Origin of the sequence: Streptomyces sp. NPDC002742 (genome assembly GCF_042888885.1) — a bacterium.
Lineage (GTDB): Bacteria > Actinomycetota > Actinomycetes > Streptomycetales > Streptomycetaceae > Streptomyces.
This window is the reverse complement of the sequence record NZ_JBIAQF010000016.1, coordinates 91,166-105,791: the sequence shown is the minus strand read 5'-3', so window position 1 is coordinate 105,791 and position 14,626 is coordinate 91,166. Positions and strand designations below refer to the sequence as shown.

Sequence of the window (14,626 nt, the reverse complement as noted above, 5' to 3'; positions counted from 1 at the left end):
CGCCCGCGGACCGCTCCGCGCGATCCACGGGGAAAAGGTCCGCGTCGGGCGATGATTTCCGGCCCGGTCCCCGGTCTATCCCTTGCGAACGGCACAACACTGACGGGAGACCCTCGCATGTACCAGCAGATGATCTTCGTGAACCTGCCGGTGTCCGACGTGGACACCTCGAAGAAGTTCTTCACGGAGCTCGGCTACACGATCAACCCGCAGTTCTCCACCGACGACTGCGCCTGTGTGGTGATCAGCGACACGATCATCGCGATGCTGCTCAGCAAGCAGCGCTACGCGGACTTCACGAAGAAGCAGATCGCGGACGCGACGAAGACCAGCGAGGTGCTGCTGTGTCTGAGCGCCGAGAGCCGCGAGAAGGTGGACGAGCTGGTCGACGCCGCCATCGCGGCGGGCGGCTCGGGAACCGGCGAGGCACAGGACCAGGGCTTCATGTACGGCCGCGCCTTCGACGACCCGGACGGCCACACCTGGGAGGTCATGTGGATGGACCCGGCGGCGGTCCAGGGCTGAGCTCCACCGATCCGGTTCACGTTCCGGGGCCGGCGCGCGGTACAGGGGTCCGCGCGCCGGCCCCGCGACGTCACCCCGGAAGGCCCCGAAAGGCCCCGGAAGGCCCCGAAAGGCCCCGGAAGGCCCCGGAACCGGCGCGGGGCGCCGGACCCGTGCCGCACCCCCGGAGGCGTACCGCATTGCGAACGCCCGGCAGCCGGGCGGGGGTTGTGGTGGCGGATGTCCCGATCCCGGGGTGTCCCGAAGGGCAGCCCCTAGCATGGCCGCGTGCAGCCGACACCCCTTCACTCATCCCATGACCGTGAGATCGAATCCCTCGCCGAGTTCGACGAGGTCGTCTCGAAGGGCGGCTCGCTCGCCCGGTTCCGAGTTCAGGCCGTCGATCTGACGGGCCGTACGCGGGATCTGCTGTCGGTGGACACCACGGGGGCCGTCTTCCTCGGCTGCCCGATGGAGCCGGCGGCGGCCGAGCGGGTCCGGACCTCGGGCGCGCTCGTCTTCCCGCCCGTGCCGGACCTCCCCCTCGACCCCTACCGGGGTCACCTCTACTCCCCCGACGAGCTCTTCGCCTCGCTCGACGCGGGGTACGAGGCGACGCCCGACGCCCGCACGTACGCCTGGTTCCAGCGGACGAAGGCCGACGGCGACATACTCGCGTCGATGGTGCGCGCGGTCCATGACGACTCCGTCTCGGACGCGCTCGACGAACTCCTCGTCGGCGCAAGGGTGGTCGGCGTGATGGGCGGCCACGCGATGGCGCGCGGCACCAAGGCGTACGCGGGGGCCGCGCGGCTCGGCCGCACGCTCGCCCGCTCCGGTCTCATGGTCGCCACCGGCGGCGGCCCGGGCGCCATGGAGGCGGCGAACCTCGGCGCGTACGCCGCTCCGTTCGACGACGGCATGCTCGACGAGGCGCTGGGCATCCTGTCCGCCGTCCCGTCGTTCTCCCCCTCCATCACCGACTGGGCGCGCTCGGCGTTCGCGGTGCGGCGGCGCTGGCCCTCGGGCGGCCCCTCGGTCGGCATCCCCACCTGGTTCTACGGCCATGAGCCGCCGAACGCCTTCGCCGCGCACACGGCCAAGTACTTTGCCAACGCGACCCGCGAGGACGGACTGCTGGCCCGCTCGAACGCGGGTGTCGTCTTCCTTCCGGGCGCCGCCGGGACCGTACAGGAGATCTTCGACAACGCCACCCCCAACTACTACGGGTCGAGGGGCGAGCCCACCCCCATGGTCCTGGTGGACCGCGCGCACTGGACCGAGAAGTACCCCGCCTGGCCGCTGCTCAAGTCGCTGGCCTGCGAACGGGCGATGGAGTCGCGAATCGCGCTGGTCGACCGGATCGATGACGCTCCGGAAGCACTCAAACACTTCGGAGGTTAACAACTCGGCAAAGCCAACAGCAAGACGGGGCATACGCATTGACAGCCCTTAGGCTGCGCTTATAAACCTGTGAAACTCCTGGGGGCGCTGTTGCTGGAATGATTCGCAGCAAACCCCCCAACACCCCCCGCAGTTGCGCAACCTGTGAAGGGCAATCGTGTCCATATCTCGACGCACCGCACGAACCGTGCGAATCCTCGGCGTTGCCTCCGCCTCTGCCGCGCTCGCGCTCGGCGTCGCCGGCAACGCACTCGCCTGCAGCATCGGTGACTTCGAGGCTGTCGCTTCCTGCGACGGCGCGAAGGCCATCGTCACCGTGTCCGACAGGGACACTACCGCCAACAAGGCCACCATCACGGTCTTCCTCAAGACTTCGGGTGGCGAAAACAAGCAGGTCGGCTCCGGAGACGTCACCGGCCAGCAGGACGGCAAGGCCTCCGTTGCCATCACGCTCACGGAGGACTGGGTTCCCGGGGGCGAGTACCGGGCCCACATCGATGTCCCGACCCGCGTCAACGCGGACAAGGATGTCAAGTCGGTGCCCTCCGAGGCCTGCGCCCCGAAGTCGGAGTCGCCGTCCCCCTCGGCGAGCCCGAAGCCGTCGGAGGCCCCCTCCTCGGAGGCTCCCTCGAACTCGGCCAGTCCCTCCGACTCGGAGAGCAGCGCCGCTCCGGCCACCCCGGGCGACAACCAGCCGTCCGCTGCCGCCGGTGAGTCCAACCTCGCCGAGACCGGTGCGAACTCCAACACCCCGATGATCGCCGGCATCGCCGCCGCGTTCGTCATCGTCGGTGGCGGAGCGGTCTTCTTCGGCATGCGCCGCCGCGGCGCCTCGAAGGCCTGACCCGCGTCCTGAACGACCGTGTGGCCCGCCCCCGTCGAGGGGGCGGGCCACACGGCTGTCCGGGCGGGTCCCTCGCTCGGCCGCCCCGATTCCCGGGAGCCCCGGCGGCGCCTACGCCCCGAGGAGGACGATCTCTTCGGCGTCGAACTCCACCCCGACCACGTCCCCGGGTTCCGGCGCGTCCCGCAGCGCGCACGCGGCCTCCAGCCGGGGCGCGCCCTCCGGCTGAAGCTGTACGGCGACGTGTGTGCCCCGGAAGGTGCGTGCGGCGACCGTGCAGCGCAGCCCGTCGTCCGCGGCCACGAGCCGTACACCGGCGGGCCGTACGAGGAGCGTGCCGGGCCCCTGGGCGGCGCCCTCGGGTACCGGGACCTTGCCCCAGGGGGTGTCGGCGGCCGTCGCGCCCACCGTCGCCCCGACCACGTTGTCGAAGCCGAGGAAGCGGGCCACGAACGCGTCCGCGGGACGCTGCCAGACCTCAAGTGGCGTACCGGACTGGGCGATCCGCCCGTCGCGCATGACCACGACCCGGTCCGCGAGCGCGAAGGCCTCGCCCTGGTCGTGGGTGACGGCGAGCACGGTCGTACCCAACTCGCCGAAGAGGTCGCGCAGTTCGACGACCAGCCGTTCGCGCAGTGAGCGGTCGAGCTGGCCGAGCGGTTCGTCGAGCATCAGCAGCCGGGGGCGCGGCGCGAGGGCGCGGGCCAGTGCCACCCGCTGCTGCTCGCCGCCGGAGAGCGAGGCGACGGCACGGTCCCGCGCTCCGGGCAGACCGACGAGGTCGAGCAACTCCGCCACCCGGGACGCCTGTCCGCTCCTCGACGTGCCGTGCATCCGCAGCCCGAAGGCCACGTTGCCGCCCACGTCCCGCTGCGGGAAGAGCTGATGGTCCTGGAACATCAGGCCGACGCCCCGCTTGTGCGCTGGAACGGCCGCCTGGTCCCGGCCGTCCAGCACCACACGGCCCCCGTCCAGCGGCTGGAGTCCGGCCACCGCCCGCAGCAGCGTGGACTTGCCGCTGCCGCTCGGCCCGAGCACGCACACGATCTCGTGCTCGGCGACATCGAGGTCGACGGCGTCGAGCACTGCCCGGCCGCCGAAGCGTACGGTCGCGCCCCGCAGGCTCAACAGCATCTAGAACTCCCCGGTCCGGTCGGTCCGTACCCGCTCCAGCAGCAAGAGCGCCACCGCGCACACCACCATCAGAATCGTCGAAAGGGCCATGGCCTGGCCGTAGTTGAGATCGCCCGCGCGCCCGAGCAGCCGGGCAACGGCGACCGGCAGCGTCGGGTTGTCGGGCCGTGCGACGAAGACGGTCGCCCCGAACTCCCCGAGGGAGACGGCGAAGGCGAACCCGGCCGCGATCAGCAGCGCCCGCCGCACCATCGGCAGATCGACCTCGCGCCACACCCGCCACGGCGACGCCCCGAGCACGGCAGCGGCCTCCCGCAGCCGCCCGTCCACCGCCCGCAGCACGGGCAGCATCGTCCGTACGACGAAGGGGACACCCACCAGCGCCTGCGCCAGCGGCACCAGGATCCAGCTGGCACGCAGATCCAGCGGCGGCTCGTCCAGGGCGATCAGGAACCCGAAACCCACGGTCACCGCCGAGACGCCGAGCGGCAGCATCAGCAGCGCGTCGAAGCCCCGCATGAGACGGCCGGCGCGCCGGGTGAGGGCCGCGGCGGCCAGACCGCCGATCAGTACGGCGATGGCGGTGGCGGCGAGCGCGTACTCCAGCGAGTTGCCGACCGCCTCGATCGGGGCGACGAGGAAGACACCTCCGTCGTCGTGGGTCAGCGCCCGGTAGTAGCTGAATCCCGGTGCGCCGAGGGACCGCTGGACGAGGACCGCGAGCGGCAGCACGAGGAGGACCGCGATGCTCGCCAGCACGCCCGCGAGGAGCCCCCACTGCCCGGCCCCGCGCGGCCTGCGCGCCGTCGTCTCCGGGGCCACCAGACGCAGCGCGGTCTCCCGGCGGCGTACGGTCGCCGCGTGCACGGCGAGGATCGCCCCCACCGCCACGAACTGGACGATCGTGAGCACCGCCGCCGTCGCGAGATCGAAGATCTCGGAGGTCTGCCGGTAGATCTCGACCTCGAGGGTCGAGAAGGTGGGGCCGCCGAGGATCTGCACCACACCGAACGAGGTGAAGGTGAAGAGGAAGACCATGAGTGCGGCGGCGGCCACGGCCGGCCCGAGCGCCGGCAGCGTCACCCTGCGCCAGGCCGCGAAGCGGGAGGCGCCGAGCACGCGGGCGGCCTCTTCCTGGCGCGGGTCGAGCTGCGACCAGAGCCCGCCGACGGTCCGTACGACGACCGCGTAGTTGAAGAAGACATGCGCCAGCAGGATCGCCCACACCGTGGTGTCCAGGCGTACGCCCCACAGCTCGTCGAGCAGCCCGCCCCGGCCGACCAGCGCGAGGAACGCCGTGCCGACGACCACGGTCGGCAGCACGAAGGGCACCGTGACCACGGCCCGGAGTATCTGCTTGCCCCTGAAATCGAAGCGCGCGAAGACGTACGCGCCGGGGAGCGCCACCAGGAGCGTGAGCGCCGTCGAGGCGAGCGCCTGCCAGGTGGTGAACCACAGCACGTGCCGGATGTCCGGCCGGGTCGCCACGTCCCAGATCCGGCCGAGCTGCCATCCGCCGTCCCCGTGGAGCCCGCGCGAGACGATCGCGGCCACGGGGTAGGCGAAGAAGACCGCGAAGAACGCGACGGGCAGGGCCATCAGCGCGAACCGCGTCACGCCCTGCCCGCGCGCCTTTCCCGAAGCCTTGCCGTCCTCGCCGGTCCCGCCGCCCTCGCCGACCCCGTCGGCCCGGTCCGCGCCGTCCGCGCCGTCGGCTACTTCAGTACGAGCGAGGTCCACGACTTGACCCACTGGTCGCGATCGGCGGCGATCTTCGCGGGCGCCAGGATCTCGGGATCCTTGGCCTGCGGACCGAACCGGGTGAACTCCGCCGGCACCCGCGCCCCCTCACGCACCGGGTAGACGAACATGTTGAGCGGCATGTCCTCCTGGAACTCCTTGGTCAGCAGGAAGTCCAGGAACGCCTTGCCGCCCTTGGCGTTCTTGGCGTGGCTGAGCAGACCCGCGTACTCCACCTGCCGGAAGCAGGTGCCGGCCGCGACCCCGGTCGGGGCGGTGGTGGGCTTCGGCTTGGCGTAGATGACCTCGGCGGGTGGCGACGAGGCGTACGAGACGACGAGCGGGCGGTCGGCCTTGGCCTTCTTGCCGCCGGCGGAACCGGAGAACTCGTCGTTGTACGCCTGCTCCCAGCCGTCCACGACCTTCACCCCGTTGGCCTTGAGCTTCTTCCAGTAGCCCTGCCAGTTGTCGTCGCCGTAGTGCGCGGCGGACCCGAGCAGGAAACCGAGGCCGGGCGAGGACGTGGCGGCGTTCTCGGTCACGAGGAGATTCTTGTACGCGGGCTTGACCAGGTCGTCGAAGGACTGCGGCGGCGCCAGCTTGTGCTCGCTGAAGTAGGCCTTGTCGTAGTTGACGCAGATGTCGCCCGTGTCGATGGGGGTGACCCGGTGCTTGTCCTGGTCGGTCCGGTACTCGGGCATGACCAGGTCCGCGCCCTTGGCCGCGTACGGCTGGAACAGCCCGTTGTCGAGCGCGCGGGAGAGCAGGGTGTTGTCGACGCCGAAGAAGACGTCGCCCTGCGGGTTGTCCTTGGTCAGGATCGCCTTGTTGACGGCCTGCCCGGCGTCGCCGTCCATGAGGACGCGGACCTTGTAGCCGGACCGCTTCTCGAAGTCCTTGAGCACGCTCTTCGACACGAGCCACGAGTCGTGGCTGACGAGCGTGATCGTCTTCGAGTCGCCCGAGCCGGCGGTGTCGGACGAGCCGCACGCGGACAGCGCGGGCAGCGCGACGAGACCGAGCCCGACGGCCAAGGCCGCGAACCGCCTGCCGGCGCTGGTGGTGGTGCTCACTGATTCCTCCTGGGTGACCAGGAAGAGACGCGGCCCCGCCCGGGACCTCTGACGGTTCCCGGGCAGGGCGCAACAGCTTGAGTAATGACCGAACTTCCTACCCAGAATGACCTGGGCAAGGTTCAGAGGGTCTGCGGTCTGTCCCGCACTCTCAGCGCTGTGGCGCTCCCCTGTCGGAATATGAAGATGTCGGAATATGAAGGCGTACTGACCCGACTCAGACTACCGCTCGGTCGCGGCGAGCTGACCACACGCTCCGTCGATCTCCTGGCCCCGGGTGTCCCGGACGGTCACCGGCACGCCATGGGCCGCGATGGCCTCGACGAAGGCCTTCTCGTCCTCGGGCCGCGAGGCGGTCCACTTCGAGCCCGGGGTCGGGTTCAGCGGGATGAGGTTGACATGCACGGGCTTGCCCTTGAGCATCCGCCCGAGCCGGTCACCACGCCACGCCTGGTCGTTGATGTCCCGGATCAGGGCGTACTCGATCGACAGGCGCCGCCCGGACTTCGCCGCGTACTCCCACCCGGCGTCCAGCACCTCGCGCACCTTCCACCGCGTGTTCACGGGTACGAGGGTGTCGCGCAGCTCGTCGTCGGGAGCGTGCAGGGAGATCGCGAGCCGGCACTTGAAGCCCTCGTCGGAGAACCGGTTGATGGCGGGGACCAGCCCGACCGTCGACACGGTGATACCGCGCTGCGAGAGCCCGAGCCCGTCCGGCTCGGAGTCGGTGAGGGCCCGGATCGCCCCGACCACCCGCTTGTAGTTGGCGAGCGGCTCGCCCATCCCCATGAAGACGATGTTGCTCAGCCGCGCCGGACCGCCGGGGATCTCGCCGTCGCGGAGCGCCCGCATACCGTCGACGATCTGGTGCACGATCTCGCCGGTCGACAGGTTCCGGTCGAGGCCGGCCTGTCCGGTGGCGCAGAAGGGGCAGTTCATCCCGCAGCCCGCCTGCGAGCTGATGCACATGGTCACCCGGTCCGGGTAGCGCATCAGCACGGACTCGACGAGCGTGCCGTCGAAGAGCCGCCACAGGGTCTTGCGGGTGGTGTCCTGGTCGGTCGACAGATGCCGTACGACCGTCATCAGCTCGGGAAGCAGTGCCTCCTGGAGCTTGCCGCGCGAGGCGGCCGGGATGTCCGTCCACTCGGCGGGGTCGTGCGCGTACCGGGCGAAGTAGTGCTGCGAGAGCTGCTTGGCACGAAACGGCTTCTCACCGATCGCGGCAACAGCCTCTTTGCGCTCGGCAGGCGTGAGATCGGCAAGGTGCCGCGGCGGCTTCTTGGCTCCGCGCGGCGCTACAAAGGTGAGTTCTCCGGGCTTAGGCATGGCTGTACCAGTGTCGCAGATCGAATGGTGTGACCTGGGGCCCGAACGGTGGGGTGGTGGCCGTCGCTCCCCCGGGTCCGTCCTCGGGCCGCCGCGGGACGGCCCGAGGGCGCCCATGAACGCCCTGGGGGACACCCGCGAACGGCCTACCGGCCACGAGCCGGCCCACTGCGAGCCCCGCGGGGACCCGGGGCCCGGTGGACCCGGCAATCCCGGCCGGCCCCGCGGACCCGCAATCCCGGCCGGCCCGGCAGACCCGGGACCCGGGTTCCGAAGTCCGGCCGGCCCCGGAACCCGGCCCGAGCACCCTCGGTCTCGGTCAGGCGAACTGGCCGGGACGGTAGCTGCCCGCCGGCTGCTGGACGATCACGTTTCCGCGGTTGAAGGCGTTGATGATCGAGATGCAGCACACCAGGGCGGCGAGTTGCTCCTCGTCGTAGTACTTGGCGGCGTTCGCCCAGCACTCGTCCGTGACACCGCCGGCCGCGTCGGCGATCCGCGTGCCCTGCTCCGTCAGCTCCAGGGCGGCCCGCTCGGCGTCGGTGAACACCGTCGCCTCGCGCCAGGCCGCGACCAGGTTGAGGCGCACCGAGGTCTCCCCCGCGGCGGTGGCGTCCTTGGTGTGCATGTCGGTGCAGAAACCGCAGCCGTTGATCTGGCTGGCGCGCAGCTTCACCAGCTCCTGCGTCGCGGCCGGCAGGGTGGAGTCCTCCAGCGCCCTGCCGGCCGCGACGATGTGCTTCGTGAACTTGGCCGCGACCGGGCTGGCGAAGAGGTTCAACCGAGCTTCCATGGTGGGCTCCTGTGTCGTCGTTCGTGGTTACACCCCTTCGACGGAACAGCTCCGCACGATGTGACACGGCTCCATGTGACCTGCGTCTCCCACCACGAGCTCAGGGTTCGCCGTCACAGGACGACAGGCGGGATGCTGCGGTGGAGTCGCACCAAGGCCTAGAATCGAATATGTGTACGAAAAAGCGTCCCGCCTGGAGTACCTGCGCAGTGTCCGCGCCTGGCTGCTCCGGCAACTGCGCCGCACCGACGACACCATCGCCGAGCTGGAGCGCCAGGAGGTCGCCGCCACTCGCGCGGCCCGCACGTCGCCCCCGCCGCCGCGCGATGGAAGGTCGCGACGCGACGGACAGGCGGCGCCAAGGCCACTCCCGACGCCGTCCACACGGGCGACTGCGGGATGGCCGGGAAGAACACGAAGCCACTCGCACGTGAGCAGGCACTCCGGGCGATCACCGAAGACGGCGTCACGGCATGCCCGTACTGCCGCCCCGACACGGATCTGGGTGCCCTGTGGACCACGAACACGCGCAGCCGAGCGACGAACACGCACAGCCGAACCACGAACACCACGGACAGGCACGGGCCGACGGCGTATCCACCGCGCCCATCACCATCGGCCGCCCGGCCGGGAGCGGCGGCCGCCGGGTGACGATCCGCGGCCTGAGCGCCGGCGTCGCCCACAGCGACGTCGACGTGGTCGAGTTCCTGCGCCGCGCGGGCCTCCCGGACGCGTGGGAGTTCCTCGACGATCCGCGCTGGGTTCAATGGCAGGACGGCCGGCCTCACACATACGACGCCACCCCTCCCGGTCACGGGGATCACGGTGAGGTGACCGGGTGACCGGAAGGGGTGGCGTGGTGTCGTACACGCGTGCGTCGTAGACGCATGCGGAAAAACGATCAGCCGGATCCGACGAAGAGCACCAGCAGCAGCCAGACGACCGGAGCCGTCGGGAGCAGGGAGTCCAGCCGGTCCATGATGCCGCCGTGGCCCGGCAGCAGGGTGCCCATGTCCTTGATGCCGAGATCCCGCTTGATCATGGACTCGCCGAGGTCACCGAGCGTGGCGCTGGCCGCGACCGCGAGGCCGAGGATCAGGCCCTGCCACCAGGTGCCGTCGTCGATCAGGAACTGCATGCACAGAGCACCCGCCACCATCGCGAAGCTGACCGCTCCGAACAGACCCTCACGGGTCTTCCCGGGGCTGATCCGCGGCGCCAGCTTGTGCTTGCCGAAGCGCCAGCCGACCGCGTACGCGCCCGTGTCGCTGACGACGGTCAGGAGCAGGAAGGTGAGCACGCGGCGCGGACCGTCGTCGGCCGTGAGCATCATGGAGACGAAGGTCGCCAGGAACGGCACGTAGAAGGCCGCGAAGACCCCCGCCGTGACGTCCTTCAGATAGCCCTCTGGCGGTTCCGTCATCCGCCAGACCAGGACGGCCAGCGCGGTGAGCGCCATGGCCACCCAGGCGCCCTCGGCACCGCGTACGTACCCGGAGACCACCATGGCGGCCCCGCCGAGCGCGAGCGGCACGAGAGGCGCCTTGATGCCCTTGCGCTCCTCCAGCCGTGAGGTGAGCTCCCAGAGCCCCACCACCACGGCGACCGCTATCACGCCGACGAAGACGGCCTTGACGACGAACAACGACGCGACGATCACCGCGCCCAGCCCGACGCCCACTCCTATGGCAGCGCCCAGGTCGCGTCCCGCACTCTTCTTCTGAGGTGCGGGGGCGGGCTCTGGGGCGGCGCTGGGCATGGGCTCCTGCGGGCTCTGCGGATTGTGAGACGGATCCCCATAGGGCGCCGTCGGCGGTGTGTCGTCGCGGACCGAGGGGCCGCTCGACCGAGCGGCCCCACTGTCGTCATCCTGGTCTCCGCCGTGTGCGGGTACTTCGGGCACGGTGGGCATGGGCCGAGTGTGCTGCGCGTCATGCGCATCGTACGTGGGACCCGCCGGGTCTGCCCCCTGGACAGGCCCCTGCTCGGACGGCCCCCAGTACCCGGCTTGTGGCGGCGCCCCCCAGGAAGAGTCGTTCATCAGACCTCGAGCAGCTCCGCCTCTTTGTGCTTCAGGAGCTCGTCCACCTGGGCGACGTACTTCGCCGTGGTGTCGTCGAGCTCCTTCTCCGCGCGGCGGACCTCGTCCTCGCCGGACTCCTTGTCCTTGACGAGCTTGTCGAGAGCGTCCTTGGCCTTGCGGCGCACGGCGCGGATCGAGACCTTGGCGTCCTCGCCCTTGGTCCGCGCGACCTTGATGTAGTCCTTGCGACGCTCTTCGGTCAGCTCGGGGAACGTCACCCGGATGATGTTGCCGTCGTTGCTGGGGTTGACGCCCAGGTCGGAGTCGCGGATGGCCTGCTCGATGTTGCGCAGGGCGCTCTTGTCGAACGGGGTCACCACCGCCATGCGCGGCTCCGGAACCGAGAACGAGGCCAGCTGGTTGATCGGCGTCAGCGCGCCGTAGTAGTCGGCCACGATCTTGTTGAACATCGCCGGGTGCGCACGGCCGGTGCGGATCGCGGCGAAGTCCTCCTTGGCGACCACGACGGCCTTCTCCATCTTCTCCTCGGCCTCGAGGAGGGTCTCTTCGATCACCACTTGCTCCTGCGTGTCTTGAGTAGGCCCGGCAGCTGTTTCCTCGTCGGGGTTCGCGGCCGGCTGCGTCGCGTCTTGTTCCTGCACGGTTCCGGACCGGCAGGACATTGTCCATCCCCCGGTCGGGGTCCGTCCTGGACCGGAAGTCGCACCCGGTCCAGCAGCATTACCCGTCAGGCCCGGCCGCTCTGGTCGCCCACGAGTGTGCCGATCTTCTCACCCTTGACGGCCCGCGCGATATTCCCCTCCGCCAGCAGTTCGAAGACCAGGATCGGCAGGTTGTTGTCCCGGCACAGCGTGATGGCGGTCATGTCGGCGACCTTGAGGTCCCGGGTGATGACCTCGCCGTAGCTGAGCGAGTCGAACTTGACGGCCTCGGGGTTGGTCTTCGGGTCGGAGTCGTAGACCCCGTCCACACCGTTCTTGCCCATGAGGAGCGCCTCGGCGTCGATCTCCAGGGCCCGCTGGGCGGCGGTGGTGTCGGTGGAGAAGTACGGCATGCCCATACCGGCACCGAAGATGACCACACGGCCCTTCTCCAGGTGCCGCACGCCGCGCAGCGGGATGTACGGCTCCGCGACCTGGCCCATGGTGATGGCGGTCTGGACGCGGCTGTCGATGCCCTCCTTCTCCAGGAAGTCCTGGAGGGCGAGGCAGTTCATGACCGTGCCGAGCATGCCCATGTAGTCGGAGCGCGCCCGGTCCATGCCGCGCTGCTGGAGTTCGGCCCCGCGGAAGAAGTTGCCGCCGCCGATGACGACGGCGATCTGGGCACCGCCGCGCACGACGGCCGCGATCTCGCGGGCGATCTTGTGCACCACGTCGGGGTCGACGCCCAGTCCGCCGCCCCCGGCGAACGCCTCGCCGGAAAGCTTCAGCAGAAAGCGGCCCGCGCCTTTGCCGTCGTCGCTCTTCTCGCCCTTGTCGGCCTGGGTGGTGGTCATGGAGATCTCCTCATGGTGCACATACGAAGAAGGCCATTGCCGGTGGGGTGTTGTTCGCATCCCATGCTCGGCAATGGCCTCCTCGTCAGATCTGCTGTCGTCCGGCACACACGCGTGGGTGCCGGCGCACGCGGACGACTGCTCTCGACCCTATAGGGGTCGCGCGTCGATCGCGGTACGGACTCAGATGCCGACCTTGATGCGCGAGAAGCGCTTCAGGGTGACACCGGCCTCGTCCAGAACCTTCTGGACGGACTTCTTGTTGTCGAGCGCGTACGGCTGACCGAGGAGGGTGGCCTCCTTGAAGAAGCCGTTGACGCGACCCTCGACGATCTTCGGGAGGGCGGCCTCGGGCTTGCCCTCGGCGCGGGTGGTCTCCTCGGCGACGCGACGCTCGGTCTCGACGACCTCGGCCGGAACGTCCTCCTTGGAGAGGTACTTCGGCGCGAAGGCGGCGATGTGCTGCGCGATGCCCTTGGCGAGGTCGGCGTCGGCCTTGTCCAGCTCGACCAGAACACCGATCTGCGGGGGCAGGTCGGGCATGGTGCGGTGCATGTACGCGGACACGAACGCGCCGGAGAACTGGGCGAAGCGGTCCAGGACGATCTTCTCGCCCAGGTTCGCGTTGGCCTCGTCGACGAACGCCTGAACCGTCTTGCCGGGCTCGATCTCGGAGCCGAGGAGCGCCTCGATGTCGGCCGGCGACGTCTTGACGACGTGCTGGGCGATCTCGTTGGCGACGGCCTGGAACTTCTCGCCCTTGGCGACGAAGTCCGTCTCGCACTTCAGCTCGACCAGGACACCGGAGGTGTTGTCGTCAGCGATGATGGAGACCACGGCGCCGTTCTCGGCGGAGCGGCCCTCGCGCTTGGCGACGCCCTTCTGGCCCTTGATCCGCAGCGCCTCGACGGCCTTGTCGACGTTGCCGTCGGACTCGTCCAGCGCCTTCTTGCAGTCCATCATGCCGGCGCCGGTGAGCTCACGGAGCTTCTTGACGTCGGCGGCGGTGTAGTTCGCCATGATTCCTGGAATCTCTCTCGAAGTCTGAAGATCTACGGGACGAACGGCGGGGGCTTTGTGCCCCCGCCGTTCACAAACCCGAAGGGGTGAGGGGTCAGGCCTGCTCGGCGTCCGCGGCGGGGGCCTCGGCGACGGGCGCCTCGGCAGCAACCTCGGCCTCGGCGGCGGGGGCCTCGACGGCCTCAGCCTCGGCGGGGGCCTCGGCCTGCTCGGCGTCGGCGACCTTCTCCGTCTCGGCGGAGGTCTGGACCTCGGCGTCGTCGGCCTTCTTCTCGCCCTCGAGCAGGTCGCGCTCCCACGCGGCGAGCGGCTCGCCCGCGGCCTTGTCACCCGCGGCCTTGCCGGCGCCCGAGCGGGAGATGAGGCCCTCGGCGACGGCGTCGGCGATCACGCGGGTGAGCAGGGTGACGGAGCGGATCGCGTCGTCGTTGCCCGGGATCTTGTAGTCGACCTCGTCGGGGTCACAGTTGGTGTCGAGGATGGCGACGACCGGGATGTTGAGCTTCCGGGCCTCACCGACCGCGATGTGCTCCTTCTTGGTGTCCACGATCCAGACGGCGCTGGGCACCTTCTGCATCTCGCGGATACCACCGAGGGTCTTCTCCAGCTTGGCCTTCTCGCGCGAGAGCACGAGAAGCTCCTTCTTGGTGAGACCCGAGGCCGCGACGTCCTCGAAGTCGATCTGCTCAAGCTCCTTGAGGCGCTGCAGACGCTTGTAGACGGTGGAGAAGTTGGTGAGCATGCCGCCCAGCCAGCGCTGGTTGACGTAAGGCATGCCGACGCGGGTGGCCTGCTCGGCGATGGCCTCCTGCGCCTGCTTCTTCGTGCCGACGAACATGACCGTGCCGCCGTGGGCGACGGTCTCCTTGACGAACTCGTAGGCGCGGTCGATGTACGACAGCGACTGGAGCAGGTCGATGATGTAGATGCCGTTGCGCTCCGTGAAGATGAAGCGCTTCATCTTCGGGTTCCAACGACGGGTCTGGTGACCGAAGTGGACGCCGCTTTCCAGCAGCTCCCGCATCGTGACGACGGCCATGGCCGTTCTCCTCGGTGTTCTCGGTTGTACCGCGTGTGCCGGACGGCACGCGCGCCTGACGCCCGCGGTGCGCCTTGCCACAAAGGACCGAGAGGCGCTGACACCGGTCGCTGACGACCAGGTGCCGGGGCGTGCGAAGTCGACTCGGTGACCCGAATCGCCATCAGAAGTGTACGGGACCCGAGAGGGGGCAGGTGACGCCGC

The 14,626-nt window shown here is 69.7% G+C and carries 14 protein-coding genes, 1 pseudogene and 1 riboswitch; of the genes and pseudogenes, 5 read left to right on the top strand and 10 right to left on the bottom strand.

The window, feature by feature from the left end; translation table 11 throughout:
• Positions 1–117 precede the first annotated feature (117 nt).
• The 3 genes from ACFYW8_RS27685 to ACFYW8_RS27675 all read left to right on the top strand — a co-directional run bounded on the left by ACFYW8_RS27685 (position 118) and on the right by ACFYW8_RS27675 (position 2,752).
• On the top strand, positions 118–525 hold the full coding sequence (locus ACFYW8_RS27685; protein ID WP_365873317.1) for a VOC family protein: 408 nt from the start codon (positions 118–120) through the stop codon (positions 523–525).
• A gap of 267 nt (positions 526–792) precedes the next feature.
• On the top strand, positions 793–1,908 hold the full coding sequence (locus ACFYW8_RS27680) for an LOG family protein (protein ID WP_389081800.1): 1,116 nt from the start codon (positions 793–795) through the stop codon (positions 1,906–1,908).
• A gap of 187 nt (positions 1,909–2,095) precedes the next feature.
• Complete coding sequence (locus ACFYW8_RS27675) at positions 2,096–2,752, top strand: LAETG motif-containing sortase-dependent surface protein (RefSeq protein WP_389081795.1); 657 nt, start codon at positions 2,096–2,098, stop codon at positions 2,750–2,752.
• Positions 2,753–2,863: 111 nt separating this feature from the next.
• Here the strand turns inward: ACFYW8_RS27675 and ACFYW8_RS27670 are convergent, their stop codons facing one another.
• The 5 genes from ACFYW8_RS27670 to ACFYW8_RS27650 form a co-directional block, all read right to left on the bottom strand.
• The gene (locus ACFYW8_RS27670) at positions 2,864–3,886 is read right to left on the bottom strand and encodes an ABC transporter ATP-binding protein (RefSeq protein WP_389081791.1); all 1,023 of its coding nucleotides are present in this window, start codon (positions 3,884–3,886) and stop codon (positions 2,864–2,866) included.
• A complete protein-coding gene (locus ACFYW8_RS27665) occupies positions 3,887–5,626 on the bottom strand; it encodes an ABC transporter permease (RefSeq protein WP_389081786.1) in 1,740 nt (579 codons plus the stop codon).
• The gene (locus ACFYW8_RS27660) at positions 5,602–6,699 is read right to left on the bottom strand and encodes a thiamine ABC transporter substrate binding subunit (protein WP_389081781.1); all 1,098 of its coding nucleotides are present in this window, start codon (positions 6,697–6,699) and stop codon (positions 5,602–5,604) included. The genes ACFYW8_RS27665 and ACFYW8_RS27660 overlap by 25 nt, the downstream gene beginning before the upstream one ends.
• A gap of 76 nt (positions 6,700–6,775) precedes the next feature.
• A riboswitch (TPP riboswitch) is annotated at positions 6,776–6,881 on the bottom strand.
• 40 nt (positions 6,882–6,921) lie between these two features.
• The gene (gene rlmN, locus ACFYW8_RS27655; RefSeq protein ID WP_389081776.1) at positions 6,922–8,028 is read right to left on the bottom strand and encodes a 23S rRNA (adenine(2503)-C(2))-methyltransferase RlmN; all 1,107 of its coding nucleotides are present in this window, start codon (positions 8,026–8,028) and stop codon (positions 6,922–6,924) included.
• Between the two features lie 319 nt (positions 8,029–8,347).
• The gene (locus ACFYW8_RS27650; RefSeq protein ID WP_365873291.1) at positions 8,348–8,821 is read right to left on the bottom strand and encodes a carboxymuconolactone decarboxylase family protein; all 474 of its coding nucleotides are present in this window, start codon (positions 8,819–8,821) and stop codon (positions 8,348–8,350) included.
• Positions 8,822–8,989: 168 nt separating this feature from the next.
• Between ACFYW8_RS27650 and ACFYW8_RS27645 the strand changes: the two are divergent.
• Both ACFYW8_RS27645 and ACFYW8_RS27640 read left to right on the top strand, forming a co-directional pair.
• Positions 8,990–9,316 (top strand): annotated as a pseudogene (locus tag ACFYW8_RS27645) (DUF6233 domain-containing protein); the annotation flags it as partial.
• A gap of 17 nt (positions 9,317–9,333) precedes the next feature.
• Positions 9,334–9,663 (top strand): hypothetical protein, encoded by a 330-nt coding sequence (locus ACFYW8_RS27640; RefSeq protein WP_389081769.1) that lies wholly within the window; start codon positions 9,334–9,336, stop codon positions 9,661–9,663.
• A gap of 59 nt (positions 9,664–9,722) precedes the next feature.
• Here ACFYW8_RS27640 and ACFYW8_RS27635 read toward each other — a convergent pair whose 3' ends face one another.
• The 5 genes from ACFYW8_RS27635 to rpsB form a co-directional block, all read right to left on the bottom strand.
• Entirely contained in the window at positions 9,723–10,862 is a 1,140-nt protein-coding gene (locus ACFYW8_RS27635; RefSeq protein ID WP_365873285.1) for a phosphatidate cytidylyltransferase, read from the bottom strand.
• On the bottom strand, positions 10,862–11,419 hold the full coding sequence (gene frr / locus ACFYW8_RS27630; protein WP_037625129.1) for a ribosome recycling factor: 558 nt from the start codon (positions 11,417–11,419) through the stop codon (positions 10,862–10,864). The genes ACFYW8_RS27635 and frr overlap by 1 nt, the downstream gene beginning before the upstream one ends.
• Positions 11,420–11,592: 173 nt before the next feature.
• A complete protein-coding gene (gene pyrH / locus ACFYW8_RS27625) occupies positions 11,593–12,363 on the bottom strand; it encodes a UMP kinase (RefSeq protein ID WP_365873282.1) in 771 nt (256 codons plus the stop codon).
• A gap of 183 nt (positions 12,364–12,546) precedes the next feature.
• The gene (gene tsf / locus ACFYW8_RS27620) at positions 12,547–13,383 is read right to left on the bottom strand and encodes a translation elongation factor Ts (RefSeq protein ID WP_389081757.1); all 837 of its coding nucleotides are present in this window, start codon (positions 13,381–13,383) and stop codon (positions 12,547–12,549) included.
• 94 nt (positions 13,384–13,477) lie between these two features.
• Entirely contained in the window at positions 13,478–14,422 is a 945-nt protein-coding gene (rpsB, locus tag ACFYW8_RS27615) for a 30S ribosomal protein S2 (RefSeq protein ID WP_329301874.1), read from the bottom strand.
• Between the last annotated feature and the right edge of the window lie 204 nt (positions 14,423–14,626).